General features: G+C 62.0%; 26 protein-coding genes and 1 tRNA gene. 9 read left to right on the forward strand and 18 right to left on the reverse strand.

What is annotated here, in order from left to right:
• Positions 1-110: 110 nt before the first annotated feature.
• Positions 111-1,277, reverse strand: coding sequence for a multidrug effflux MFS transporter (locus EL255_RS17660; RefSeq protein WP_042653017.1), 1,167 nt, complete (start codon positions 1,275-1,277; stop codon positions 111-113).
• A gap of 234 nt (positions 1,278-1,511) precedes the next feature.
• On the opposite strand from EL255_RS17660, the gene EL255_RS17665 reads away from it, so the two are divergent.
• Positions 1,512-2,108 carry an XTP/dITP diphosphatase gene (locus tag EL255_RS17665; protein ID WP_042653018.1) on the forward strand — a complete coding sequence of 199 codons (597 nt, stop codon included), beginning with the start codon at positions 1,512-1,514 and terminating at the stop codon, positions 2,106-2,108.
• 92 nt (positions 2,109-2,200) lie between these two features.
• Positions 2,201-3,346 (forward strand): radical SAM family heme chaperone HemW, encoded by a 1,146-nt coding sequence (hemW, locus tag EL255_RS17670; RefSeq protein WP_042653019.1) that lies wholly within the window; start codon positions 2,201-2,203, stop codon positions 3,344-3,346.
• Positions 3,347-3,433: 87 nt separating this feature from the next.
• Here hemW and EL255_RS17675 read toward each other — a convergent pair whose 3' ends face one another.
• The 3 genes from EL255_RS17675 to zntR form a co-directional block, all read right to left on the reverse strand.
• Positions 3,434-3,655, reverse strand: coding sequence for an alternative ribosome-rescue factor A (locus EL255_RS17675; protein ID WP_042653020.1), 222 nt, complete (start codon positions 3,653-3,655; stop codon positions 3,434-3,436).
• A 132-nt stretch (positions 3,656-3,787) separates the two neighbouring features.
• A complete protein-coding gene (locus tag EL255_RS17680; protein WP_042653021.1) occupies positions 3,788-4,327 on the reverse strand; it encodes a dihydrofolate reductase family protein in 540 nt (179 codons plus the stop codon).
• 4 nt (positions 4,328-4,331) lie between these two features.
• Positions 4,332-4,769 carry a Zn(2+)-responsive transcriptional regulator gene (gene zntR, locus EL255_RS17685; protein ID WP_042653022.1) on the reverse strand — a complete coding sequence of 146 codons (438 nt, stop codon included), beginning with the start codon at positions 4,767-4,769 and terminating at the stop codon, positions 4,332-4,334.
• 432 nt (positions 4,770-5,201) lie between these two features.
• Here zntR and purH point away from each other — a divergent pair, with 432 nt between their 5' ends.
• The 6 genes from purH (at position 5,202) to EL255_RS17715 (ending at position 13,204) form a co-directional block, all read left to right on the forward strand.
• Positions 5,202-6,794 (forward strand): bifunctional phosphoribosylaminoimidazolecarboxamide formyltransferase/IMP cyclohydrolase, encoded by a 1,593-nt coding sequence (purH, locus tag EL255_RS17690; RefSeq protein ID WP_042653023.1) that lies wholly within the window; start codon positions 5,202-5,204, stop codon positions 6,792-6,794.
• Positions 6,795-6,897: 103 nt separating this feature from the next.
• On the forward strand, positions 6,898-8,187 hold the full coding sequence (gene purD / locus EL255_RS17695) for a phosphoribosylamine--glycine ligase (RefSeq protein WP_042653024.1): 1,290 nt from the start codon (positions 6,898-6,900) through the stop codon (positions 8,185-8,187).
• A gap of 395 nt (positions 8,188-8,582) precedes the next feature.
• A complete protein-coding gene (locus EL255_RS17700; RefSeq protein WP_042653025.1) occupies positions 8,583-8,957 on the forward strand; it encodes a cytochrome b562 in 375 nt (124 codons plus the stop codon).
• Positions 8,938-9,492, forward strand: a complete 555-nt coding sequence (locus EL255_RS17705) for a cytochrome b/b6 domain-containing protein (protein ID WP_042653026.1) — start codon at positions 8,938-8,940, stop codon at positions 9,490-9,492. The genes EL255_RS17700 and EL255_RS17705 overlap by 20 nt, the downstream gene beginning before the upstream one ends.
• Positions 9,493-9,860: 368 nt before the next feature.
• A complete protein-coding gene (locus EL255_RS17710; protein WP_042653027.1) occupies positions 9,861-12,437 on the forward strand; it encodes an alpha amylase C-terminal domain-containing protein in 2,577 nt (858 codons plus the stop codon).
• 296 nt (positions 12,438-12,733) lie between these two features.
• A complete protein-coding gene (locus tag EL255_RS17715; protein ID WP_042653028.1) occupies positions 12,734-13,204 on the forward strand; it encodes a tetratricopeptide repeat protein in 471 nt (156 codons plus the stop codon).
• A gap of 47 nt (positions 13,205-13,251) precedes the next feature.
• On the opposite strand, the gene EL255_RS17720 is transcribed toward EL255_RS17715, so the two are convergent.
• From EL255_RS17720 to rpsU, 5 genes are all read right to left on the reverse strand, one after another.
• Positions 13,252-13,328 (reverse strand) — tRNA-Ile (locus EL255_RS17720).
• A 179-nt stretch (positions 13,329-13,507) separates the two neighbouring features.
• Positions 13,508-15,364 (reverse strand): RNA polymerase sigma factor RpoD, encoded by a 1,857-nt coding sequence (rpoD, locus tag EL255_RS17725; protein WP_042653029.1) that lies wholly within the window; start codon positions 15,362-15,364, stop codon positions 13,508-13,510.
• A 222-nt stretch (positions 15,365-15,586) separates the two neighbouring features.
• Positions 15,587-17,374 (reverse strand): DNA primase, encoded by a 1,788-nt coding sequence (gene dnaG, locus EL255_RS17730; RefSeq protein WP_042653030.1) that lies wholly within the window; start codon positions 17,372-17,374, stop codon positions 15,587-15,589.
• A gap of 89 nt (positions 17,375-17,463) precedes the next feature.
• Positions 17,464-17,907, reverse strand: a complete 444-nt coding sequence (locus EL255_RS17735; protein ID WP_042653031.1) for a GatB/YqeY domain-containing protein — start codon at positions 17,905-17,907, stop codon at positions 17,464-17,466.
• A 15-nt stretch (positions 17,908-17,922) separates the two neighbouring features.
• Positions 17,923-18,138 (reverse strand): 30S ribosomal protein S21, encoded by a 216-nt coding sequence (gene rpsU / locus EL255_RS17740; protein WP_005309452.1) that lies wholly within the window; start codon positions 18,136-18,138, stop codon positions 17,923-17,925.
• 179 nt (positions 18,139-18,317) lie between these two features.
• Here rpsU and tsaD point away from each other — a divergent pair, with 179 nt between their 5' ends.
• Positions 18,318-19,331, forward strand: a complete 1,014-nt coding sequence (tsaD, locus tag EL255_RS17745; protein ID WP_042653032.1) for a tRNA (adenosine(37)-N6)-threonylcarbamoyltransferase complex transferase subunit TsaD — start codon at positions 18,318-18,320, stop codon at positions 19,329-19,331.
• Positions 19,332-19,417: 86 nt separating this feature from the next.
• Here tsaD and rpoS read toward each other — a convergent pair whose 3' ends face one another.
• From rpoS to ftsB, 9 genes are read right to left on the reverse strand one after another with little or no spacing between them, the layout of a single operon-like run.
• The gene (gene rpoS, locus EL255_RS17750; protein ID WP_042653033.1) at positions 19,418-20,401 is read right to left on the reverse strand and encodes an RNA polymerase sigma factor RpoS; all 984 of its coding nucleotides are present in this window, start codon (positions 20,399-20,401) and stop codon (positions 19,418-19,420) included.
• Positions 20,402-20,447: 46 nt separating this feature from the next.
• Entirely contained in the window at positions 20,448-21,494 is a 1,047-nt protein-coding gene (locus EL255_RS17755) for a LysM peptidoglycan-binding domain-containing protein (RefSeq protein ID WP_042653034.1), read from the reverse strand.
• 9 nt (positions 21,495-21,503) lie between these two features.
• Positions 21,504-22,085, reverse strand: coding sequence for a YqaA family protein (locus EL255_RS17760; protein ID WP_042653035.1), 582 nt, complete (start codon positions 22,083-22,085; stop codon positions 21,504-21,506).
• The gene (locus EL255_RS17765) at positions 22,082-22,699 is read right to left on the reverse strand and encodes a protein-L-isoaspartate(D-aspartate) O-methyltransferase (RefSeq protein ID WP_042653036.1); all 618 of its coding nucleotides are present in this window, start codon (positions 22,697-22,699) and stop codon (positions 22,082-22,084) included. The genes EL255_RS17760 and EL255_RS17765 overlap by 4 nt, the downstream gene beginning before the upstream one ends.
• A 4-nt stretch (positions 22,700-22,703) precedes the next feature.
• On the reverse strand, positions 22,704-23,465 hold the full coding sequence (gene surE / locus EL255_RS17770; RefSeq protein WP_042653037.1) for a 5'/3'-nucleotidase SurE: 762 nt from the start codon (positions 23,463-23,465) through the stop codon (positions 22,704-22,706).
• Positions 23,446-24,504, reverse strand: coding sequence for a tRNA pseudouridine(13) synthase TruD (truD, locus tag EL255_RS17775; protein ID WP_042653312.1), 1,059 nt, complete (start codon positions 24,502-24,504; stop codon positions 23,446-23,448). Before truD ends, surE begins: the two co-directional genes overlap by 20 nt.
• Positions 24,504-24,980: a 2-C-methyl-D-erythritol 2,4-cyclodiphosphate synthase gene (gene ispF / locus EL255_RS17780; RefSeq protein WP_042653038.1), complete on the reverse strand. Its 477-nt coding sequence runs from the start codon at positions 24,978-24,980 to the stop codon at positions 24,504-24,506. The genes truD and ispF overlap by 1 nt, the downstream gene beginning before the upstream one ends.
• Positions 24,977-25,708: a 2-C-methyl-D-erythritol 4-phosphate cytidylyltransferase gene (ispD, locus tag EL255_RS17785; RefSeq protein WP_042653039.1), complete on the reverse strand. Its 732-nt coding sequence runs from the start codon at positions 25,706-25,708 to the stop codon at positions 24,977-24,979. Before ispD ends, ispF begins: the two co-directional genes overlap by 4 nt.
• On the reverse strand, positions 25,701-26,018 hold the full coding sequence (gene ftsB, locus EL255_RS17790) for a cell division protein FtsB (protein WP_042653040.1): 318 nt from the start codon (positions 26,016-26,018) through the stop codon (positions 25,701-25,703). The genes ispD and ftsB overlap by 8 nt, the downstream gene beginning before the upstream one ends.
• Positions 26,019-26,125: the final 107 nt, after the last annotated feature.

Raw genomic sequence — 26,125 nt, forward strand, 5'->3', positions numbered from 1 at the left:
GGCCGAAGCCCCCGCTTGCACTCATCAGAGCACAGGATTTATTGCCAGTACAAGCGCCGTTATCCATCAAGCCGCGGCGCTGTCAGCCCCTGTCATCAGGCTGCAGCGGATCAGGGCTGCAGGCAGAGCCGACGACCGCGCCGGGTCAGCAACAGCAGCAGAGGCGGCAACAGCAGCCACATGTGCAGCGCCAGCTGATTGAGGGGATCCGGCATCAGCCAACCGGTCAGTCCAACCAAAGCACCGGAGCCGCTCATCTGGAACAGGCCGAGCAGGGCCGCCGCGGTGCCGGCACAGTGGCCAAAGGGGGCCAGCGCCATGCCAGCCGCCGCTCCCAGCACCATGGCGAAGCCGATGCTGGAGAAGAACACGGGTCCCATCATGGCCAGCGGATGCTCGATGTGCTGCACCAGGGTCAGCGCGATGGCCGACAGGCAGATCACCAGCAGCCCGATGCGCAGGGTGCGCCTCGGTCCCACTCTGGCGATGAAGCGCGGCGCCAGGAAGCAGGCCAGGATGTTCAGCGCCGCATTGGCGGTAAACCAGTAGCTGAAACCGCTCATGTCGAGGCCGAGCTTCACCATCAACTGCACAGGCGCGGCTGTGACATAGGCCAGGATCACCGCCATCGCCAACATGCAGAGGCTGGCGTTGAACAGGAAGCTGGGGGAGCTCAGCACCGGGCGGTAACGAGACCAGCTGATAAGGGCCCCCTCGCTGCTAGTCTCCTCGGGGCGGGTCTCCGGCATGCGCCACAGCAGCCAGCTGCCGACCACCACCGCATAACCGGCCATGAACCAGAAGTTCGCCGACCAGCCCGCCTTGGCGGTGAGCCAGCCGCCGAGCAGCGGCGCCAGCGCGGGGATGAAGCAGATGGCGCCGTTCAGGTAGGAGATCATCTGGCCGCTCTTCTTGGGGCCATAGCTGTCACGCACCACGGAGAAGGCGGCGACCGAGGTGGCGCAGGCCCCGAAGCCTTGCAGCACTCGCGCCAGCATCAGCTCACCCAGGCTGGCGGCGAAGCCGGCGGCCAGGGCGCTCAGGCCATAGAGCAGCACGCCGCCCAGGGCGATGGGCTTGCGGCCATAGCGGTCGGCGAGCGGCCCCACCAACAGCTGGCCCAACCCCATGCTGAACAGGAACCAGGTGATGGTGCCCTGCATCAGCGTCACCTCGGCACCGAGCCGCTCGGCCATCTGCGGGATGGCAGGCAGATAGATGTCGATGGCCAGCGGGCTGAACAGCACCAGGAGTACAAGCAGAAGAATCAATGGCATCAGTCACCTCAAGCCTAGGGAATATCGATTGGTGCGCGAGTCTACTGACTCAGAGTAATGAATTGAAATGGTATTTAATCACTTTGGTTATTCCTATATGGAAACATGCATCTCATCCACTCCTCCGAGCAGCCCAGCTGCGACGCGGCATGCTCCCCTGTCGGGGGTAATTGGCGCTTTGACTAAACGCCCGCCCCGCATAGAATGCGCAGATTATTTTTTCGGAGGTGCGTGATGAGCAAGCTTGTCCTGGCAACAGGTAACCAGAAGAAGGTGAAGGAGTTGGCCGCCATGCTGGCCGATATGAAGATCCAGGTGATCCCGCAGAGCGAATTTGCGGTCTCCGATGCCGAAGAGACCGGCACCACCTTCGTCGAGAATGCCATCATCAAGGCCCGCCACGCCGCCCGCATCACCGGTCTGCCCGCCGTCGCCGACGACTCCGGCCTGGAAGTGGATCTGCTGCACGGTCGCCCCGGCGTCTACTCCGCCCGCTTCGCCGGTGAGCAGGCCAGCGACAAGGACAACATCGACAAGCTGCTGGGGGAGCTGCAGGGTGCCCCCGACTACCTCAAGAGCGCCCGCTTCTGGTGCGTGCTGGTCTATATGCGCCACGCCGACGATCCCACCCCCATCATCTGCCAGGCGAGCTGGGAGGGGATGATCATCGACGAACCCCGCGGCCAGCACGGCTTCGGTTACGATCCCGTGTTCTTCGTGCCCGATCACGACTGCACCTCGGCCCAGATGCCGAGCGAGCTGAAGAACCAGCTCAGCCACCGTGGTCAGGCGCTGGCCAAGCTGAAGGCCGCGCTGGCCGCGGCGCACTGAGCCCGGACAAGGCGCCGGGATACTCCGGCAAGCATTTCATCTACAATGGGGGCCGTCAGCCCCCGTTTTGATTTTTGATTATTGGAAACCCCATGCTGCAACTGCCGCCCCTCTCCCTCTATATCCATGTGCCCTGGTGCGTCCAGAAGTGCCCCTACTGCGACTTCAACTCCCACGCCCAGAAGGGGGAGCTGCCCCACCTCGAGTACGTGGCCGCCCTGCTGGAGGATCTGGATCTGGATCTGAAGTGGGCCCAGGGGCGCGCGCTCTCCTCCATCTTTATCGGCGGTGGTACGCCGAGTCTGTTGAGCGTGGAAGCCATGCAGGCCCTGCTGGACGGGGTGCGGGCGCGCATCGCGCTGACCCCGGATTGCGAGATCACCATGGAGGCCAACCCCGGCACCGTGGAGGCGGACAAGTTCGCCGGCTTCAAGCGGGCAGGTATCAACCGCATCTCCATCGGGGTGCAGAGCTTCCAGCAAGAAAAATTGACCCGGCTCGGCCGCATCCACGGCCCGGAAGAGGCACGCAAGGCCGCCGCCCTGGCCCACGCCATTGAGCTGCCCACCTTCAACCTGGATCTGATGCACGGCCTGCCGGATCAGAGCCTGGACGATGCCCTCTACGATCTGCAGCAGGCCATCGACTGCGCGCCGCCCCACCTCTCCTGGTATCAGCTCACCATTGAGCCGAACACGGCCTTCGCCTCCAAGCCGCCGCGGCTGCCGGAAGACGATCTGCTGTGGGACATCTATGAGCAGGGCCACGCCATGCTCACCGCCCAGGGCTACCACCAGTACGAGATCTCGGCCTACGCCAGGGAGGGCTATCAGTGCCGTCACAACCTCAACTACTGGCGTTTCGGCGACTACCTGGGGATCGGCTGCGGGGCCCACGGCAAGGTGACGGATCTCGCCAACCAGCGGATCCTGCGCAGCGCCAAGGTGAAGCATCCCAAGGGCTACCTGGACCCGGCCCGTCCCTACCTGGACAACCAGTGGCAGGTGACCGAGGACGATCTGCCGCTGGAATACTTCATGAACCGGTTCCGGCTGTTCGAACGGGCCCCCAAGGCGGAGTTCGAGGCCTATACCGGTCTGTCGCTGGAGCGGGTGGAGACCATGCTGGCCATCGCCCAGACCAAGGAGCTGATCGAAGACTTGGGGGATTGCTGGCAGCTGACGGCCCTCGGCCACCGCTACCTGAATGTGCTGCTCGAGCTCTTTATGGATGAGTGAGGCGGCTCCGGGCCTTCCTCCCTAACAAAACAGGGCGTCAATGACGCCCTGTTTTTGATCTGGCCGCCTCGGCCGGTAGAAACCCGCTCAGCAGCAGACGCGTTGCATCCGCTGTTGGCCGGGCTCCCACCGCTGGCCATGCTTGGCCTTGCGCTGATAACTGCCCTTGCCCTTCTTGCTCTGCTCGACCCGACCCTGGAACAGCGGTGAGGTCACCAGCGCCTTCAGGTGATTGTCGTGAATGACGCCGCGCTGATGATCGTGCGCGGGCTCGGCGGTGGCAGCAGCCACCTTCTGTTGTTTGGCCATATGACCCTCTTTCATTGACGAAGATAACGCCCCCTCTAGTTAACGAGGCGGTCAAAAACGCAGCGATTGTGCCTCCGGGCCGGGCACAGAGCAAGCCCAGTGCGCATACAGGCAACGCTCATGCGTGATGCCTTATGCGAAATGATAAACGACCCGCACCAGGCCACTCGGCAGCAGCTTGCTGCTCTGGGGCACCAGGGCCCCCGGCAACGGTTCGCCCCCGAACAGCGAGACGCCCTTGCCCAGCACCACCGGCACCCAGAACAGGATCAACTCGTCCACCAGCCCGGCTTGCAGGCCTTGCCGCACCACGGCGCCACCGTCCAGATAGAGATGCCGTGCCCCCTCCTGCCACAGCTCCCTCAGCACCAGTGCCAGCCCCCCCTGTCGGAAGGAGACGTTGGCGCGGGGCTCGGCGGGCCTGTGCGTCAGCACCACCAAGGGCTTGTCCCCGTAGATCCAGTCGGGGAAGGCCAGCACAGTCTCGTAGCTGTTGCGCCCCATCAGCAGGGCATCGGCACTGGCCATTAGCGCGCTGTAGCCGGTCTCCTCCTGGGAGTCGCCGTTATAGGGATCCAGCCAGGCGAGATCATTCCCCTCCCCCGCGATAAAGCCATCGAGGGAGAGGGCCAGGAAGGCGGAGACCCTGGGCCGCCGGCGCTCCTCGCCCATGGACTCAGTGCTCATGGTCGTGATGCTCATGGCGGGCCGGGGCGCCCGACTCCAGGGTCTCGAGGATGGCGCAGTGTTCGGCCGAGCGCGGCCCACCGCAGCAGATGTTGGAGAGCTCCCGCAGGTTCTCGCGAAAACGGGTCAGCTCGATGATCTTCTGCTCCACCTGGGTCAGCTTGGCGTCGGCCACCGCCTTCACCTCCTGGCAGGTCACCCTGGCCTTGTTGGTGTCGAGATCCAGCAATTCACCAATGTCGGCGAGGGAGAACCCCACTGACTTGGCGCGGATGATGAACTCCAGCCGTCGCCTGTCCTGCTCGCCATAGAGGCGGTAGCCGGACTCGTTGCGCAGGCCCGGCGAGATGAGCCCGCTCTTCTCGTAAAAGCGCAGGGTATCCGCCTTCACCCCGCACGCCTTGGCCAGTTCCCCGATCCGATACATGTCCCTCTCCCACTGGATATGGTACTCAATACAAAGCGGATTCCACTATCGCGCCTTTGCCTGTCGATTGCCAGCCAAAGGCAGGAAAGCGCTAGATAAAGGCGGACGGCAGGGTCATTTCCCGTCAAAACGCTGAAAAGACAAACGTTTCACAAAAATCGACTGGAAAACGTTTAACACCGCACCAGCCAAGGCTTTGTCACTTTAAAAAATCCACCACGGTTCACATTTTTTGTGTAGAATACGCGCCCACAAGAGAGCGTCGCGTCAAGCGGGCATTTCCTAAAACGCTTTTGCCAGCATCCGGGCTTTTGGGCGAGAGTGATTTGCGAAATCCCCCACTTCCATTTATTTGGGGACTCTCTGTGCTGGGTGCGGCCAACGTGCGCCTGCCTCCCATAGAAGTTCCCGCATGCTGAGGACGATAGTGTGATGGAACAAGCTCGACCCATTCGCCGTGCACTGCTGAGTGTGTCTGACAAGACTGGCATCCTGGAATTTGCCAAGGCACTCAACGAGCGTGGCGTGGCCCTGCTCTCCACCGGCGGCACCGCCAAGCTGCTCGCCGACGCGGGTCTGCCGGTGACCGAGGTCTCCGACTACACGGGCTTCCCCGAGATGATGGATGGCCGGGTCAAGACCCTGCATCCCAAGGTGCACGGTGGCATTCTCGGCCGTCGCGATCGGGATGACGCCATCATGGCCCAGCACAATATCTCCCCCATCGACATGGTTGTCGTCAACCTCTACCCCTTCGCCGCCACCGTGGCCAAAGCGGGTTGCACCCTGGCCGACGCGGTCGAGAACATCGACATCGGCGGCCCGACCATGGTGCGCTCCGCCGCCAAGAACCACAAAGACGTGGCCATAGTGGTCAAGGCCGCCGACTACAGCCGGGTGATCGCCGAGATGGATGGCAACGGCAACAGCCTGACCCTCGCCACCCGCTTCGATCTCGCCATCGCCGCCTTCGAGCACACCGCCGCCTACGACGGCATGATCGCCAACTACTTCGGCACCCTGGTGCCCTCTTACGACGACAACAAGGAAGGCGACGCCGAGTCCCGCTTCCCGCGCACCTTCAACAGCCAGTTCATCAAGAAGCAGGACATGCGCTACGGCGAGAACAGCCATCAGGCTGCCGCCTTCTATGCCGAGGAGCAGGCCGCACCGGGTTCCGTATCCAGTGCCATCCAGCTGCAAGGCAAGGCACTCTCCTACAACAACATCGCCGACACAGACGCGGCGCTGGAGTGCGTGAAGGAGTTCGCCGAGCCGGCCTGCGTCATCGTCAAGCACGCCAACCCTTGCGGTGTGGCCATAGGTGACGACCTGCTGACGGCCTACGATCGCGCCTATCAGACCGACCCCACCTCGGCCTTTGGCGGCATCATCGCCTTCAACCGGCCGCTGGACGGCGCCACCGCCGCCGCCATCGTCGCCCGCCAGTTTGTTGAGGTGATCATCGCCCCCGTGGTGAGCCAGGAGGCCCGTGACGCCGTCGCCGCCAAGCAGAACGTGCGTCTGCTGGAGTGCGGCCAGTGGACGGCACCGGCCCAGGGCTTTGACCTCAAGCGCGTCAACGGCGGCCTGCTGGTGCAGGAGCGCGATCTGGGCATGGTGACCCAGGGTGATCTGAAGGTGGTCAGCAAGCGTCAGCCGACCGAGGCCGAGCTGAAAGATCTGCTGTTCTGCTGGAAGGTGGCCAAGTTCGTCAAGTCCAACGCCATCGTCTACGCCAAGGACGGCCAGACCATAGGCGTCGGCGCCGGCCAGATGAGCCGGGTCTACTCCGCCAAGATCGCCGGCATCAAGGCCGAGGATGAAGGGCTGACAGTGGCGGGCTCCGTCATGGCCTCCGATGCCTTCTTCCCGTTCCGCGATGGCATCGACGCCGCCGCCGCCGCCGGCATCGCCTGCGTCATCCAGCCGGGTGGCTCGATGCGCGACCAGGAGGTGATCGACGCCGCCGACGAACACGGCATGACCATGGTGTTCACCAACATGCGTCACTTCCGTCACTGATGAGTCAGGGCCGCCACTGGCGGCCCTTTTGTTGTCTCTTTTCAACTGGCTATTTTCAACCGCTTGCCCCAAGCGGTGATCACAAATAGAAGCGAGCGATACGATGAAAGTACTGATCATTGGTAACGGCGGCCGTGAGCACGCCCTGGCCTGGAAGGCCAAGCAATCCCCCATGGTGACCCGGGTGTTCGTCGCCCCCGGCAATGCCGGCACGGCCCACGAGGGCAGCATCGAGAACATCGCCATCGAGGCGACCGACATCCCGGCCCTGCTGGCCTTCGCCAAGGCTCAGCAGATAGGTCTCACCATAGTCGGACCGGAAGCGCCGCTGGTGAAAGGCGTGGTGGATGCCTTCCGTGCCGAAGGGCTCGCCATCTTCGGCCCGACCGCCGCCGCCGCCCAGCTGGAAGGCTCCAAGGCGTTCGCCAAGGATTTCCTGGCACGCCACGCCATCCCCACTGCCGACTACCAGAACTTCACCGAGGTGGAGCCCGCACTGGCCTACCTGCGCGAGAAGGGCGCCCCCATCGTCATCAAGGCTGACGGCCTGGCCGCCGGCAAGGGCGTCATCGTCGCCATGACCCTCGATGAGGCAGAGGAAGCGGTGCGCGACATGCTGTCCGGCAATGCGTTCGGCGACGCCGGCGCCCGGGTGGTGATCGAGGAGTTCCTGGACGGGGAAGAGGCGAGCTTCATCGTCATGGTGGACGGCGAGCACGTGCTGCCCATGGCCACCAGCCAGGATCACAAGCGGGTCGGCGACGGCGATACCGGCCTCAACACCGGCGGCATGGGAGCCTACTCCCCGGCCCCCGTGGTGACCGATGCGGTGCATCAGAGGGTGATGGAGCAGGTGATCATGCCGACCGTGCGTGGCATGGCGGCCGAGGGCAACGTCTACACCGGTTTCCTCTACGCCGGCCTGATGATCGATGGGCAGGGCAACCCCAAGGTGATCGAGTTCAACTGCCGCTTCGGCGACCCCGAGACCCAGCCCATCATGCTGCGCATGCGCTCCGATCTGGTGGAGCTGTGCCTGGCCGCCTGTGCCGGCAAGCTGGATCGGGTCGAAGCCATCTATGATCCCCGCGTCGCCATCGGCGTGGTGCTGGCGGCGGGCGGTTACCCGGGTGACTACCAGCAGGGCAAGCCCATCAGCGGTCTGCCGGTGGAAGAGGCGAGCGGCGAGAAGGTGTTCCATGCCGGCTCCCAGCTGGCGGGAGACACCATAGTCACCGCCGGTGGCCGCGTGCTGTGCGCCACCGCGCTGGGCCACACGGTCGCCGAGGCGCAGCAACGTGCCTACCAGCTGGCGGGCCGCATCCAGTGGGACGGGGTCTTCTACCGCACCGACATTGGCTGGCGCGCCATCGAGCGCGAACAGGCCAAGTAAGTCCGGTCGTTCGTACCCTGATGCGAGTGGGGCCTGCGGGCCCCTTTTTGTGCCTGGGATCCGGGAGCGGGGCTACTGGCCTGTCGCCAGAGCCATAGGCCGCGCAGTCCCCTGCACCAGCTCGCGCTCGCCCCAGTGAGTGCCTACACCGGCGGCTCACGCTACCCCGCCGACGAGCCGAGCTCAGGCCGGCTTGCCTGCTATCCACCCAGCCCCATCAGACCGCCCGTCCCTTCTGTCCTGCTACATGTCGTCAGCACAATGCACACATTTCGTCACAATTAGTCGCTTTTCAGCCATACATTTGACCCATTTTCATGGCATCATGCTAAATTGACCGCACTCAAATGAGTGCCATAAGAACCCACAATGTCGTAGTCCCATAAGGAAATCCCATGTTGAAAACTGTGCGCCCCCTGCTGTTGCCCCTGATGTTTGGCCTGATGACCCTGCCCGCCATGGCAGGCGATCTGGAGCAGCCGATGAAGAAGATCGGCTTCAACTACAAACAGGCACTCAAGGCCAGCGATGCCGCCACCATGGAGAAGCACATCAAGGAGATGAAGGCCCAGCTCGACATCGCCAAAGAGCAGAACATGCCCACGGCCAAGAAGGAGAAGTTCCTCGAAGGCATGGGCGAGGTGCAGACCGAGCTGGACGCCAGCCTGGCCGCCCTGCAGGCCGGTGATGAGGAGAAGGCCCGCGCGCATCTGGCCAAGATCAACGACCTGAAGAAGGAGTACCACACCTATGCCAAGCAGAAAGGCTGAGCCTTTTCGCTGGGATAGCCTGGTCCGCCTCATTCACTGGGGGGTGGCGGCGGCCTGCGTCGCCAACCTCTGGTTCAACGAGGCGGGAGAGACCTGGCACGAGCGTCTCGGCTATCTGGCCATCATCCTGATCAGCCTGCGGCTGGGGTGGGGACTCTCCTTCGCCAGAGGCCACGCCCGCCTGAGCGCCCTCATCCCGAACCGGGAGGACTTCCGCCAGCAGGCCCTGGCGCTGCGTGAACGCGCCCCCGCCGCCCCCGGCCATCACGGCAGCGGCAAGCTGGCGGTCTGGGCACTCTGGCTGCTCATCCTGGCTACCGCGGGCACCGGCTGGTTTCAAAACACCGAGCCGGGGTTTGAACTGGGGGCCGACGACTGGCATGTCTGGTGTACCTGGACGCTGCAGGGACTTATTGCCCTGCACCTGTGCGCCATCGTCTACACCTCCTGGCGCCAGCGCAGCAATCTGTTGGCCCGCATGCTGCCGATGCGCCAGCGCGCCGCCCCGGTCCGACAGCAAGAACCACACTCCTGATCCCGAGAACCCATGGCAGGGCGATGTGCATTCGCCGCGCCCTGCCATCGCTGACCCGCTAACACCTTCACCTGCATAGGGGAGCACTCCCCTCCTCTCTCCCTGCTATTCCCCTCCTCACCACGACCGAAAACCCATCGGCACTGGCACCGGATGGCGGTGCTGAGCCGCCTCGTTCACCCCGCACAGCCGAGAGCCGACAAGTGCCATATGAAAGCATTTTCATTCACAGTTTTTAACTAATTACGCCTGCTCGATTTTCAACCAGCTGGATTTCATCAATGCTACTGAACCGAACGAGAGTTGTTCGTCGTCCGTTCGAGATTCAGGCAGTGAAAACCAATAACAAAATCGAAGGGAAAATCGTCATGCACAACACACTGTTTCGAACCGCCCTGCTCGCCGCGGCGCTTGGCTCATTCAGCCACTCCGCCACCGCCGAAGGCGTCATGGTCCATCTGTTCCAATGGAAGTTCAACGACATCGCCAACGAGTGCGAGACGGTGCTCGGTCCCAAGGGGTTCGGGGGCGTCCAGATCACGCCACCGGCCGAGCACAAGCAGGGGAGCGAGTACTGGTGGACCGTCTACCAGCCGGTCAGCTTCAAGAATTTCAACAGCTTCGGTGGCAGTGAGGCGGAGCTCAGGAGCATGATCACCCGCTGCAACGCCGCCGGGGTCAAGATCTACGCCGACGCCGTCTTCAACCAGCTGGCCTCGGGCACAGGCACCGCCACCGGCGGGGGCAGCTACAACTCCGGCCAGTTCCAGTATCCCCAGTTCGGTTACAACGACTTCCACCACAGCGGTGATATCACCAACTACGGCGACAGCAACAACGTCTGGAACGGCGCCCTCTACGGCATGCCGGATCTGAACACAGGATCCGCCTACGTGCAGGAGCAGATCGCCACCTACATGAAGACCCTGCTCGGTTGGGGAGTTGCCGGTTTTCGCGTCGACGCGGCCAAGCACATGGCCCCCAGCGAGGTGAAGGCGATCCTCGACAAGGCAGGCAGTCCCAAGGCCTATCTGGAGGTGATAGGTGCCGGTGGGGAATCCGCCGAGATCCAGCCCAACCGCTACACCTATATCGACAGGGTCACCGACTTCAAATACGGCACCAGCCTCGCCGCCAACTTCAACGGCCAGATCAAGAACCTCAAGACCCTGGGGGAGAGCTGGGGCCTGCTCCCCTCCGACAAGTCCTTCATCTTCGTGGTCAACCACGACCGCGAACGCGGCCACGGCGGTGGCGGCATGCTCACCTTCATGAATGGCACCCGCTATGAGCTGGCCAACGTCTTCATGATGGCCTGGCCCTATGGCTGGAAACAGGTGATGTCCGGCTACCGCTTCGCCGACATGGGCAAGTACGAGACCGACAAGGGCGCGCCGGGCAGCACGCCCTGCTCCGACAGCCAGTGGAACTGCGAACAGCGCCGTCCGACCATCATGAACATGGCCCTGTTCCACAACAGGACCGAGGGCACTGCGGTCAGCAACTGGTGGGACAACGGCAACAACCAGATCGCCTTCAGCCGGGGTGAGAAGGGCTTCGTCGCCATCAACAACGAGAGCGGCAGCCTGGTGGCCTCGGTGCAGACCGGCCTGCCGGCCGGCGAGTACTGCAACATCTTGAGCGGCAACGATTACTGCAGCGGCGCCTATATCCAGGTCGACGGCAGCGGCAAGGCCAGCCTGAACCTCGCAGGCATGAAGGCCGCCGCCATCCTGGCCGGCTGTACCAAGGCCAGCCCCTGTGGTGGGACGACCCTGCCGGGCAACAGGTTCAGCAGCCTGAACCTGCGCGGCACCCACAACGCCTGGGGCAACACCCCCATGCAGGTGGATGCCAACCGCATCTGGTCCGCCATCATCAACCTGACCGGCGCCGGTGATGCCACCGGGACCCAGCGCTTCAAGTTCGACGTCTTCGGCAACTGGACCGAAAACTATGGCGACAACGAAGGGGATGGCATCGCCGACAAGGGCAGCACCAAGGACATCTACCTCAGTGGCGTCGGCCAGTATCGTGTCTCCCTCAAGGAGAGCGATCTCAGCTACACCCTGACCGCCCTGAACGCCAACCAGGCCCCTGTCGCCGTCCTCTCGCCCAAGGCCATCAGCGTCAAGCTGGGGGAGAGCGTGGTGTTCGATGGCTCCGCCTCCAGCGACGATACCGGGGTAGTGAGCTACGGCTGGTCCACCGGCGGCAGCGCCCAGACCGAGACAGTCCAGTTCGATACCCTGGGCTCCCACACCGTCACTCTGACCGTCACCGACGCCGAGGGGCTGACCGCCAGCGCCAGCGCCACCGTGAACGTCACCGACAGCAACGGCAGCTACACCAGCGTGCTGCCGACCCTGAACTTCCGTGGCACCCCCAACGGCTGGGGCGCACTGGCCATGACCCTGATCGCCGACAATCAGTGGGAGGCGCAAGTCAGCTTCGACGGTCAGACCAACCAGCGCTTCAAGTTCGACGTCAAGGGGGACTGGAGCCAGAACTACGGCGATACCAACAAGGATGGCGTGGCCGAGCAGGCCGGTGCCGACATCGCCACCACTGTCACCGGCCTGTACCACGTGCGCTTCAACGACCAGAGCCTGCAGTACAGCCTGAGCCCGGTCAGCGTCGGCTATGCCAAGAACTTCGCCAGCCTGAACCTGCGCGGCACCCCCAACGGCTGGGGCACCACCCCCCTGACCCTGGTCGGCGACCACCTGTGGCAGGCCAGCGTCACCTTCAGCGGCGCCGGTGATGCCAACGGCGGGCAACGCTTCAAGTTCGACGTCAAGGGGGACTGGACCCAGAACTACGGCGACAGCAACCAGGACGGCGTGGCCGAGTCGGCAGGGGCCGACATCACCAGCGCGGTGATCGGTGCCTATCTGGTTCGCTTCAACGACCAGACCCTGGCCTACAGCCTGAGCGCCCAGTAAGCCGGCGAGGGGCGGTGACGCCCCGCGCCTGCATGCTCACCAGCATGGCCTCCTCCCCCTGGGCAGGAGGCCTTTTTTATCCGCGAGGTGCCCCATGCGATCAGCGTGCGGCCCGGCGGGACTCACCTCGAGAGACCCCCTGGCTTGCTCCGTCTCCAGCCGGCCTGACCGTCGCCATTGGCGCCCTCCTGCTGTTTGTCTCTGCCTGCACGGCGGATGCATGGCCCCTCTCTTCCCCATTTCCCGGCCGCTGACTCGCAGGCATACTGGAATTACATCCCCATGCAGGAGCGCATATGAAACAGCTGGAAACCCTCAGGGCCGAGGGACGGATTGAAGAGGCTCGCCAACACGGTCTGCTGCAACTCATCGAGCACCCGCAGCACGCCGAGCTGCATTATGAGGTGGCCTGCCTGCACGACACGCTCGGGCGCGAGACCCAGGCCATTCCCCTCTACCAGAAGGCCATAGCGCTGGGACTGAGCGAGGTCTCCTTGCGCGGCGCCTGGCTGGGTCTCGGCAGCTCTTATCGCAGCACCGGGCAGTATGCCGAGGCCCTGGCCGCCTTCGAGCAGGGGCTGGCCCGCTTCCCCGACGCCACCGAGTTCAGGGTGTTTAGGGCCATGGCCTGTTACAACCTGGGCCACCACAAGGAGGGAATGGAAAGCCTGCTGGCCGTGCTGGCCGTCACGACGACGGATCCCGACCTCACCCCCTATAGGCGCGCCATCGCGCTCTACGCCGAGGATCTTGACCGGCGTTGGTGAACGCCAGAAACGACAAAGCCGCTCATAAGAGCGGCTTTGTCTGAATTTGGTGGCCCCTGCCTGACTTGAACAGGCGACCAATCGATTATGAGTCGACTGCTCTAACCAACTGAGCTAAGGGGCCAGAATCTTGGTTTTGCGGCGTGGATTATAGGGGATGTGTGATAACCCGTCCATAGGCAGATCAACCACTTGGCGAGTTTTTGTCCACCCGTCAGCAAATCTCTCTGCGCCCTGGCTCCCGGATAAAACAAAGCCCCGCATGGCGGGGCTTTTGAGACAGCTCAGGGCAATGCTTCAGGACTATTCGTCCAGGAAGCTGCGCAGCACTTCCGAGCGGCTCGGGTGGCGCAGTTTGCGCAGTGCCTTGGCTTCGATCTGACGAATACGCTCACGGGTCACGTCGAACTGCTTGCCCACTTCCTCGAGGGTGTGGTCAGTGTTCATGTCGATCCCGAAACGCATCCGCAACACCTTGGCTTCGCGGGCAGTCAGACCGGCCAGCACTTCGCGAGTCGCGTTGCGCAGGCTTTCGCTGGTCGCCGCATCCGCCGGCAGTGCCAGGGTGGTGTCTTCGATGAAGTCACCCAAGTGGGAGTCTTCATCATCACCGATGGGCGTCTCCATGGAGATGGGCTCCTTGGCGATCTTCAGCACCTTGCGGATCTTGTCTTCCGGCATGCCCATGCGCATGGCCAGCTCTTCCGGGTTCGGTTCACGACCCATCTCCTGCAGCATCTGGCGGGAGATACGGTTGAGCTTGTTGATGGTCTCGATCATGTGCACCGGGATACGGATGGTACGGGCCTGATCCGCGATGGAGCGGGTAATGGCCTGACGGATCCACCAGGTGGCATAGGTCGAGAACTTGTAGCCACGACGGTATTCAAACTTGTCCACCGCCTTCATCAGACCGATGTTGCCCTCCTGGATCAGATCCAGGAATTGCAGACCGCGGTTGGTGTACTTCTTGGCGATAGAGATAACCAGACGCAGGTTGGCCTCGACCATCTCTTTCTTCGCACGACGGGCCTTGGCCTCGCCGATGCTCATGCGACGGTTGATATCCTTGATCTGGGCGATGGAGAGGCCGGTCTCCTCTTCGATCTGCTGCAGCTTGCCGATGGCGCGCAGCACATCTTCGTCCATCTCGACCAGACGCGGCGACCAGGCTTTGCCTGCCTGCTTCTGATATTCAAACCAGGCGGTCTCGCACTCATTGTTGGTGAAGGCCGCGACGAAGGTCTTCTTCGGCATCTTGGCCTGCTCAACGCAGAGCTTCATGATGATGCGTTCCTGCACCCGCACCCGCTCCATCATCTCGCGCATGTTGTTGACCAGGCGATCGAACTGCTTGGGCATCAGGCGGAATTGACGGAACACATCGGCCAGCTGGGCGATGGCAGCCTGGGTGTCGTCGTGGGCACGACCATTCTTCTGAATGGAGAGACGGGTGACTTCGTACTGGGCACGCAGTTCACCGAACTTCTCACGGGCGACTTCAGGATCCGGACCACCGTCCCCCTCGTCGTCGGAGTTGTCACCGTCTTCATCTTCGTCTTCGTCTTCGTCTTCGTCTTCGTCAGCCAGATCGTCTTCGCTGAGCTCGGAGCCAATATGAGTGGCGGTCGGCGCCACATCATCAGCCTCATTGGGGTCTATAAAACCGGAGATGATATCGGACAGACGCAGCTGCTCGGCTTCGTACTTGTCATACTGTTCGAGCAGGTAAGTGATAGCTTCAGGGTACTCGGCAACGGAGCTTTGTACTTGGTTGATACCGTCTTCGATCCGCTTGGCGATGTCGATTTCGCCTTCGCGGGTCAGCAGTTCGACGGTACCCATTTCCCGCATGTACATGCGGACGGGATCGGTCGTGCGACCAATCTCAGATTCAACAGATGCCAGAGCCTGGGCCGCTGCTTCGGCAGCGTCCTCATCGGCGGTACCACCTTCGGCCATGATCAGATCATCGGCGTCCGGGGCGTTTTCCACCACCTGGATACCCATATCGTTGATCATCTGGATGATGTCTTCGATCTGGTCAGAGTCGACAATGTCTTGCGGGAGGTGATCGTTCACCTCGGCATAGGTCAGGTAGCCCTGTTCTTTACCTTTGGCAACGAGGAGTTTAAGCTGAGACTGCGGGGTTTGCTCCATAGAACTCATCCGGTTGGTGTTGCTAGGTTGCGCGTACAGTGCGCTGCTGCGCAAATAGCCAATTCTAATAGAAAACCGCCAGACATGCTATGTCTGGTTGCGGCGTCGGTCATGAGAAACCCCTGCCCGCAGTATTGTCGGGGCCAGGCGGTTATACAATATTTGCTTTTAATCCCGTCGATTCGGGCAACGGTATTTATATTGAGACTAAACACTCAAATATCAAGCCCCACTCTCATTTCTTTTCTCAATCTGCACCTCTCTGATCAGCATCATCAGCTCCTGCCTCTCCTCAGAGCTTAGCCCCTCCTGCGCCACCTTGGCCTGCAACTCTTCGATCCGTTGCTTCAGAAACTGGTTGATGAAACCGACGAAGGTATCCTGCAGTTCACCCAGGATATCCGGCTCCTGATCCAGCCTGATCTCTTCAAACAGGTCGTGCATCGCCAGCTGGGCCAGGATCTCTCCCTCCTTGGTGCCGCGCCAGTGCTCCAGCAAGATGCCGGTGGTGACAGCCGGCTGAGACAGGATCTGCTGATGCAGTTGCAACAGGAACTTGATGCCCTGCACCCGCAGCCCGGCCAGCTCCGGCATGGGTGGCAACTCGGCCGTGACCGACGGGTACTGGATCATCAGCGCCAGTGCTCGGCGCAGCGGTGTCAACTTGGCGGCCTTGGGTTTGTTGACCTCCCCCTTGGGCTGGCTATTGCGGGCAAACAACTCGGCGATCCGCTGCTTGTTCTCACCCCAGCGCATCATGCTGGAGAGCCGGGTGATCAGCCCCTCCCGGGTGAAGCCTTCCGGCACCCGGCGGATCAGCTCGGCCGCCTTGTTGGCCACCTCGAACTTGCCCGCCTCACCGGAGAGGGCCGCATCCCGTCCGAGGCGCTCGAACATGAAATCGGCGAAGGGCTGAGCCTCGTCCAGCAGGGCCTCGAAACCCTCCTTACCGATCTGGCGCACCAGCGAGTCCGGATCCTCTCCATCCGGCAGGAACACGAACTTGAGTTCGCGCCCGTCCTGCAGATGGGAGAGGGCATTATCCAGTGCCCGCCAGGCCGCCTCACGACCGGCTTTGTCACCGTCGTAGCAGCAAACCACCTCGGCCGTGGTACGAAACAGGGTGTGGATATGGTCGCTGGTAGTGGCGGTGCCCAGCGCGGCCACCGCATAGTCGATGTCGTACTGACCGAGCGCCACCACGTCCATATAGCCTTCCACCACCAGGATCCGGCGAGGATCCTTGTGTGCCTGCTTCACCTCGTAGAGGCCGAACAGCTCCCGCCCCTTGTGGAAGATGGGGGTCTCCGGCGAGTTGAGGTACTTGGGAGTGCCATCGCCCAACACCCGTCCACCGAAGCCGATGACCCGGCCCCGCTTGTCACGGATCGGAAACATGATGCGATCGCGGAAGCGATCATAGCTGCCGGGGCCGCTGTCGCGGGGGATCAGCATGCCGCCGGAGATGAGCAGCTGTTCGTGATCCCGACTGGATCCAAAGCGCCGCCTGACCTGATCCCAGTCACCCGGGGCATAGCCGATGTTGAAACGCTTGACCACTTCCCCGGTCAGACCGCGTCCCTTCAGGTATTCCACCGCCTGAGGAGCCCCCTTGAGATTGCTCTCGTAGAAGCGGGCAATCTGGCTCATCAGCTCATAGAGATCCTTGCTGACGGCGGGTTGGGAACTGGCCGAGCCCCCCAGGCTCTGCTCGCGAGGCACCTGCATACCCTGCATGCTGGCGAGCTCTTCGATGGCATCGGGAAATTCGAGTCCGTCGTACTCCATGACAAAGCCGATGGCGTTGCCGTGGGCGCCACAGCCGAAACAGTGGTAGAACTGCTTCTCCTGGCTGACGGTGAAAGAGGGGCTTTTTTCGTTATGAAAAGGACAGCAAGCCTGATAGTTCTTACCGGCCTTTTTCAGCCGCACTCGCGAGTCGATCAACTCGACGATGTCGGTGCGTACGAGCAGATCATCGATAAAGGATTGTGGGATCCTGCCTGCCATAACCGTCCTGTTTCATTACTCGGAAAAATAAAAAAGCCGCGCATTCACAGGGAAGCACGGCTTCTTTCGACTAACAAGAGAAATGCCTGTTACGCCAAGCGGGTTTTCACCTGAGCACTGACGGCGCCGACATCGGCACGCCCCTGAATCTTCGGCTTCAAGACAGCCATGACCTTGCCCATATCAGCCATGACGGCAGCACCACTTTCAGTGATGGCTTGCTCGATCAGTGCGGCAATTTCGTCTGCGGTCAGCTGTTGCGGCAGAAATTCCTGCAACACCAAGATCTCTGCGGACTCTTTGTCGGCAAGATCCTGACGACCGGCAGCTTCAAATTGGCTGATGGAATCGCGGCGCTGTTTGACCATCTTGGTCACGACAGCGAGGATATCCTCATCATTGAGCTCGATACGGGTATCAACTTCACGCTGCTTGATTTCTGCCATCAACAAACGGATCGTCCCCAGGCGAGCCTTATCTCTGGCAAGCATGGCGAGTTTTTGTTGATCCTTGAGTTGATCCTTCAGAGACACGGCATGATCTCCCGATTAGTACAGGCGGATACGACGTGCGTTTTCGCGGGACAGCTTCTTGGCGTGACGCTTAACGGCAGACGCTTTGGCGCGCTTACGGATGGTAGTCGGCTTCTCGTAGAACTCACGGCTACGAACTTCAGACAGGATACCGGCCTTTTCGCAAGAACGCTTGAAGCGACGCAGAGCAACGTCAAACGGCTCATTTTCACGGACTTTGATTACTGGCATGTGCCTTTCACCTCAGTGATATATTGTTAGCTGACCATCAGTCGATCAGCATGTCTTAAAATGGTGCGAAATTATACTCTGGACAGGGAATGAAAGTAAACCCGCAGAGATCGCTCTGGTTTAAAAAACCCGCGAAGGTTACCATAGCCGTCTCATTTTAGCAGTGAAATTTTTTAGCAATGCGTGTATTGGGCATAGAGACATCCTGTGACGAAACCGGGATCGCGATCTTCGACGATCAAAAAGGGATCCTTTCCCATCAATTATACAGTCAGGTCAAGCTGCATGCGGACTACGGTGGCGTCGTCCCCGAGCTCGCCAGCCGGGATCATGTCCGCAAAACGATCCCCTTGATCCAGGCCGCATTGCAAGAGGCGGGACTGGGTAAAGACGACATCGACGGCATCGCCTACACCGCGGGTCCAGGTCTGGTTGGCGCCATCCTGGTCGGCGCCACCATAGGCCGCTCGCTGGCGATGGCCTGGGGTAAACCCGCTATCGCCGTGCACCACATGGAGGGCCACCTGCTGGCGCCCATGCTGGAGGAGCGGGCCCCCGACTTCCCCTTCGTGGCACTGCTGGTCTCCGGCGGTCACTCCATGCTGGTGCGAGTCGATGGCATCGGTCGCTATCAGCTGCTGGGCGAATCCATTGATGATGCCGCCGGTGAGGCGTTCGACAAGACCGCCAAGCTGATGGGGCTGGATTATCCGGGCGGTCCCCTGCTCTCCAGACTGGCCGAGAAGGGCACCACGGGACGCTTCACCTTCCCACGTCCCATGACCGATCGGCCCGGCCTCGACATGAGCTTCTCCGGTCTCAAGACCTTTGCCGCCAACACCATAGCCGCCAATGCCGACGATGAGCAGACCCGTGCCGACATCGCCCGCGCCTTCGAAGATGCCGTGGTCGATACCCTGGCCATCAAGTGTCGTCGCGCCTTGAAGGAGACCGGCCTCAAGCGCCTGGTGGTGGCCGGTGGCGTCAGCGCCAACCGTCACCTGCGCGCCCAACTGGCCGAGCTGATGGAGAGCCTCAAGGGCGAGGTGTTCTACCCGCGTACCGAATATTGCACCGACAACGGCGCCATGATCGCCTACGCCGGCATGCAGCGCCTCAAGGCAGGGGTGTTTGAGCCGCTGGCGGTCAAGGCGGTGCCACGCTGGCCGCTTGACACCCTGGATCCGGTCTGATCCTGAGGATCCTGTCGCAATGAAAAGGGGCCAATGGCCCCTTTGTTGTCTCTGTCGGTTGCTCCGCGACCATCAGTTGGTACGGACTAATTGGTTCTAAACAGGGCCTCAATGGAGAGACCCTGCCCCAGCAGGATCTCCCGCAAGCGACGCAAGCCTTCCACCTGGATCTGGCGTACCCGCTCCCGGGTCAACCCGATCTCGGCGCCCACGTCTTCCAGGGTAGCCGGCTCATAGCCGAGCAGGCCGAAGCGCCGGGCCAGCACCTCACGCTGCTTGGGATTCAGCTCCTCCAGCCAGTGGACTATGCTGCTGCGCATGTCGTCCTCCTGGGATTCCAGCTCGGGCCCCATGCCGCGCTCATCAGACAGGACATCGAGCAAGGCCTTGTCGCGATCGCCACCGATGGGGGTGTCCACCGAGGTGATCTTCTCGTTGAGCTTGAGCATGCGGTTCACGTCATCGACCGAACGATCCAGCGCATGGGCAATGTCCTCGGCGGTGGGTTCATGATCGAGACGGTGCGAGAGCTCGCGGGCGGTACGCAGGTAGACGTTTAGCTCCTTGACCACGTGGATCGGCAGCCGGATGGTGCGGGTCTGGTTCATGATGGCCCGCTCTATGGTCTGGCGGATCCACCAGGTGGCATAGGTGGAGAAACGGAAGCCGCGCTCGGGGTCGAACTTTTCGACCGCGCGGATGAGACCGAGGTTGCCCTCTTCGATGAGATCCAGCAGCACCAGGCCACGGTTGTTGTAGCGTCGGGCGATCTTGACCACCAGCCGCAAGTTGGACTCGATCATGCGCTTGCGGGCGGCTTTGTCACCGCGCAAGGCACGACGGGCGTAATAAACTTCCTCTTCAGCCGTGAGCAAGGGGGAGAACCCAATCTCCCCCAGGTAGAGCTGGGTGGCATCCATGACCTTGTTCAGTTCCGGCACCATCAATTCGTCGGAGATAATCTCCTCAACCTCGGCGGCAACTTCCTGAACCTCTTCTTCCTCATGGGTTTCCAGCTCTTCGTCGAACTCTAATTCTGCATCCTGCATTACCAGTTGTTCTTGGCTCATGATATGTCTCCCTGACCTGAACCAGAGTAAGACCTAGCTCTCTGGGTTAACGCTTTGGCAAATAGCTCATCGGGTTAATCGACTTGCCTCTGTACCGGATCTCGAAGTGCAAGCGCACATCCGGTGCGTCCGTGCTACCCATATTGGCGATGACCGTGCCCCCTTTGACGGAGTCACCCTCCTTCACCCGCAACTCATCGTTGTGGGCATAAGCGGAGAGGTAGTCATCATCGTGCTTGAGAATAATCAGCTTGCCATAGCCCCGCAGCGCGCTGCCCGCATAGACAACCTTGCCACCACTCGCGGCGTAGATGGGTTGCCCCTTCTGACCCGAGATATCGATGCCCTTGTTGCCCTGCTCCGCGACAGAGAAACCTTCGACGACCCGGCCTTGAGTCGGCCAGTGCCATGAGAGCTTCGACTGGGAGCTGCTTGTTTTTTGTTCTTTGACCTGAGCGTATGCTGTTGAAGATGATGGAGCAATCGTTTTCTGTGCGATGAACGGAGTGGTCGTACCTGCCGGAGCGGTCGCCATAGGCTTGGGACCCGAACTGGCCACTACCGCCGTCGCCACCACCATCTGGCTGCCTCCGGTCGCGCTCGACCCGACCTTGAGCACCTGCCCCACATTCAGGGCATAGGGCGCCTGCAGGTTGTTGCGCTGCGCCAGGGTCTGGTTCGACACGTTGAACTGACGCCCAATGCTGCTCAGGGTGTCGCCGCGGCGCACCTCATAGGTACCAGCGCCACTGACGGCGCTGCCGGTGCTGGCCACCGCGGCAGAGGAGCCATCCAGCCTGAGCTGCTGGCCCGGGTAGATGTTGTAGGGGGGGCTGATCCCGTTGAGGCTGACCAAGGACGCGACATCCATGCCCGAACGGAAGGCGATGGAGTAGAGGGTATCCCCCTTGACCACTGTGTAACCGCCGCCCTGCATGCCCGGATTGGCCATGTTTTGACGAGTCGGGATGGTCGAGGCAATGGGGTCATTGCCGAGACTCTGTACCGGGGCAGCAGTCTTGCTGGAAGAGCAGGCAAGCAGTAGCCATGACAACACGACGACACTACTTCCTTGCCAAACACGCGAACGCATAGTGGATCCTTAACGACTAAACCAGAAATAGGCCGCAATGGCCAAACCAATACAGAGCCAACCCAGCACATCCACATAGTGCATCAGCCTGCGCTCCATCTTCTCACCGCCCCAGCGCATCAGGCCCGCCACCAGGAAGAAGCGCATGCCACGCCCAATGATGGAGGTCACGATAAAAGGCAGTAGCGCCATATGGAGCAAGCCCGCCGTGACGGTAAACACCTTGTAGGGGATCGGCGTGAAACTGGCAATGAAAATCACCCAGATACCCCATTGTTCGAACCACTGCTCAGCCAGGGCGATCTTGTCCTCATAGCCGACAGAGACCACCAGCGGCTGCACCACCGGCTCCCACAGGGCGTAGCCCAGCAGGTAGCCAAACACCGCCCCCAGCACCGAGAACAGGGTGGCCAGGCCGGCGTAGTGCCATGCCCGGTGGGGTTTGGCCAGCGCCATGGGCGCCAGCATCACGTCCACCGGGATGGGCCAGAATACGGATTCGATAAAGGCGGTGATCGCCAGATAATAAGGCGCGTACTTGTGGCGCGCCCACTGCATCACCAGCACATAGAGGCGGGAAAACAACTTCACTCAACATCTCCGTCAATGAGGGGAACAAAACGCACCGGCTCCAGGATCCGGCTGGTCAGCTGGGAGCCAGAGCGTTCGATAAGCTGCAGCGTCTGTTGGCTGTCGCCCACCGGCAGCACCAGCCGGCCACCCTCGGCGAGCTGATCGGTCAGGGCCTTGGGCACCTCGCTGGCCGCCGCCGTCACCAGAATGGCATCGAACGGCCCCTTGTTGGGCCAGCCCAACCAGCCGTTGCCGTGCTTGGCCGAGACATTGTGCAGATCGAGCTGACGCAACCGGCGCCGGGCCAGGAACTGCAGCGACTTGATCCGCTCCACCGTGTAGACATGTTCCACCAGATGAGCCAGCACCGCGGTCTGATAACCGGAGCCAGTGCCGATCTCCAGCACATGAGCCGGATTGTTCTGGATCAGCAGCTCGGTCATCCGCGCCACCATGTAGGGTTGCGAGATGGTCTGACCGTGGCCGATGGGCAGGGCCGTATTGTCCCAGGCCTTGTGCGCCATGGCCTCGTCCACAAACAGCTGGCGTGGCACTTTCGCAATCGCCGCGAGCACGCGGAAATCGCGAATATCCTGGGCAATCAGCTGATTCAAAAGGCGTTGTACGATCACACCTTCATCCCTGCAGATCTAGCCAGGCTCCCAGACCCGCCAGACTGCTGTAGGCAGTCATGTCGATGGTCAATGGGGTGATGGAGACGTAACCCTGCTCGATGGCCGCGAAATCCGTACCCTCCCCCGCATCCTGCTGGCTGCCGGGGGGGCCGATCCAGTAGATGGGTTGACCACGAGGATCCTCGGTGCGGATTACCGACTCGGCGCGATGGCGATTGCCAAGACGAGTCACCTTGATCCCCTTGATCTGACTGAGCGGCAGATCCGGCACATTCACGTTGAGGATCTGATCGGCGGGCAGCGAGTGCAGCATCAGGCCCCGCACCAGCAGGGCGGCATAGTGGGCCGCCGTGGCGAAGTGGGTCCTGCCCACCAGCGAGATGGCCAGGGAAGGAAAACCGAGGTGGCGCCCTTCGGTCGCCGCCGCCACAGTACCGGAGTAGATGACATCATCCCCCAGGTTGGCACCGTGATTGATGCCGGCCACCACCATGTCTGGCTCGGGCCGCACCAGCTCGTTGACCGCCAGGTGCACGCAGTCCGTCGGCGTGCCCTTGACCGCATAGCTCTCGATCCCATTAAAGCCGGATTCGCTGAGGCGGGTGACCCGCAGCGGCACCTCCAGCGTCAGGGAGTGACTCGCGCCGCTGCGGTTGCGATCCGGCGCCACCACTATGACCTCGCCACAGGCAGTCAGCGCAGTGCTGAGGGCACGAATGCCCTCGGCGTGTACGCCATCGTCATTACTGACCAGAATTCGCATCGGTTGGGTTCCTGAAACCGTGATCGGCCTCTTCGGCCTGCATTAACTCGCGCACCACGCTGGTGGCAAAGGCCCCGGCCGGCAGGAAGAACGACAGGGTCAAGGCCTCGGCGTCCAGCGTCCAGCTCATCCCCTCCGGCAGCAGCAGCAGCGGACGTCTGTCCTGATCCAACCCGGCCTTCTCCAGCCCAGCGCACCAGTCGCCATAAGCCGCCAGCACCCCTTGTTCAAACTCGGCGGCGGCCCCCTGACTGGCCAGTCGACCACGGCCCCACTGGGGGGCGGTCAGCTGCACGTCGCCGGAGGCCAACCGCGCCTCCAGCTCGGGGGTCAGCGTCTCTTCACTGAAGATGGAGTGACTGCCCTTGAGCATCACGCAGTCGCCGGCCAGCAGCTGATGGGCCAGCCCCTGCTCGATACGGGCACTGACGATGGCGTTGAACAGCATGCTGCGGGCGGCGGAGAGATAGAGGGAGCGCTTGTTGCGATCATTGATCCGCTTGCCGGCGAACATCGCCTTGGCCGCCTCCAGGTTGTTGCCGCCACGGCCGAAGCGCTGCTCGCCGTAGTAGTTCGGCACCCCCTGGCTGGCGATGGCCTGCAGACGGGGCTCCAGCCCCTCGGTCTGCTCCAGCCCGGTCAGGCGCAGGCGGAAGTGGTTGCCCTTGAGGTAGCCGACCCGCAGCTTGCGGTTGTGACGCTTGGCCTGCAGGATCTGGATGCTGTCGCTCTGGATGACCGACAGATCCGGCTCGGCCTTGCCTGGCAGGTGAATGCCGAACCACTGCTCGGTCACCGCGTGGCGATCCTTGAGGCCGGCCCAGGTCACCGCGTTGCGATTGACCCCGGCCGCATCGGCCAGCAGGCCCGCCACCCAGGCGGTGTTCTCGCCGGTCTTGCGCACCCGCACGAAGATGTGCTCCCCTTCCCCGCAGGGCTCGAAACCGAGATCCTCATTGACCACGAAGTCGCCGGCCTCGGCCTTGAGGATACCGCGGGCAGTCGGTGCCCCATGCAAATAGCTAAGCTGTTCCAACATCATTGTTTCACCAGTAAGACGACGGCTTCGGTGGCGATCCCTTCCTTGCGCCCCGTGAATCCAAGCTGCTCTGTGGTGGTCGCCTTGACATTCACCCGGTTCAAATCACATTTCAAATCCGCCGCCAGCACGGCGCACATGGCCTCGATATGGGGGGCCATCTTGGGGGCCTGGGCGATGATGGTCACGTCCAGATTGCCGATGGCATAACCCGCCTGCTGCACCCGGGCAAATACGTCCCGCAGCAGAATGCGGCTGTCGATCCCCTTGAACTCGGCGGCGGTATCGGGGAAGTGGCGGCCGATATCACCGGCACCTATCGCCCCCAGCAGCGCATCGCTCACCGCGTGCAGCACCACATCACCGTCGGAGTGGGCCAGCAGCCCCTGTTCGTACGGCACCGCCACCCCGCCCAGCATGCAGGGGCCGACCCCGCCAAATCGGTGTACATCAAAACCATGTCCAATGCGGATCATGATGGCTCCTTGAACGATGAATCGGGTTGTGCCTGCTGGCGCCCATTCTGTTGATCTAAAAAGAGCCCCGCCAGGAAGAGATCCTCCGGCCGGGTCACCTTGATATTGTCGGCGCGACCTTCCACCATGCGCACCGCGAAACCGGCGCGCTCCATGGCGGAGGCCTCATCGGTGATGGTGGCGCCCAGTGCCAGCCCCTCCTCCAGCGCCCGCCTCAAGGGAGCAGTGGGGAACATCTGCGGGGTCAGGGCATGCCAGAGCTGCTCGCGCTCTACGGTCGCCACTATGTTGCCCTGCTCGTCGGTGCGCTTCATGGTGTCGCGCACCCGGCTGCCGAGGATGGCGCCATCGCACACCAGGGCTGTTGCGATCAGCTTGTCGAGATCGCCGTGACAGAGGCAGGGACGAGCGGCATCGTGCACCAGCACCCAGTCCCCGCTCGCCACATGCAGGGCATTGAGGACCGAATAGGCGCGCTCGCTCCCCCCCTCGACCCGCAGGATGCGCGGATCGGCCGCCACCGGCAGGGCATCGAACCAGCCGTCATGGGGGGCCAGCGCCACTATCACCTGAGTGATGGCCGGATGGGACAGCAGCCGGGCGAGGCTGTGCTCCAGAATGGTCTGGCCGGCCAGTTGCAGATACTGCTTCGGGCAATCGGCCCCCATCCGGCTGCCAATCCCGGCGGCGGGAACGATGGCGGTCAGCCCGGTGTGGCGATCAGTCATCGTAGGGCGCACCGTCCGGCTCCGTCTCCTGGCCATTATCCTTGGGAATGATCCGGTAGAAGGTCTCACCCTGCTTGATGTAGCCGAGATCGTTGCGCGACAGCTCCTCGATGGCCTCAAGGCCCGAGGTCAGATCGTCAATCTCGCGATAAATCAGGTTGTTGCGGTCCTTGAGAACCAGATTGTCCTGCTGCTGCCGGTGAATGGCATCGGAGAGTTCCCGATAGTCGGAGAGGCCATTCTTCCCCAGCCAGAAGTCATATTGCAGCCCTCCCAACAGGAAGAGCAGGATAAGAGTGAGTAGCCGCATGCACTGAGTCTCCTTCAAGCGGCCTAGTTTCCCATATTCGCAGGCAAGACAAAAGGAAGCCGGTGATCCAGACGGGCAGGGCCGAACAAAAAAGGCGAAAAGACCAT

This window comes from Aeromonas encheleia (genome assembly GCF_900637545.1).
GTDB lineage: Bacteria > Pseudomonadota > Gammaproteobacteria > Enterobacterales > Aeromonadaceae > Aeromonas > Aeromonas encheleia.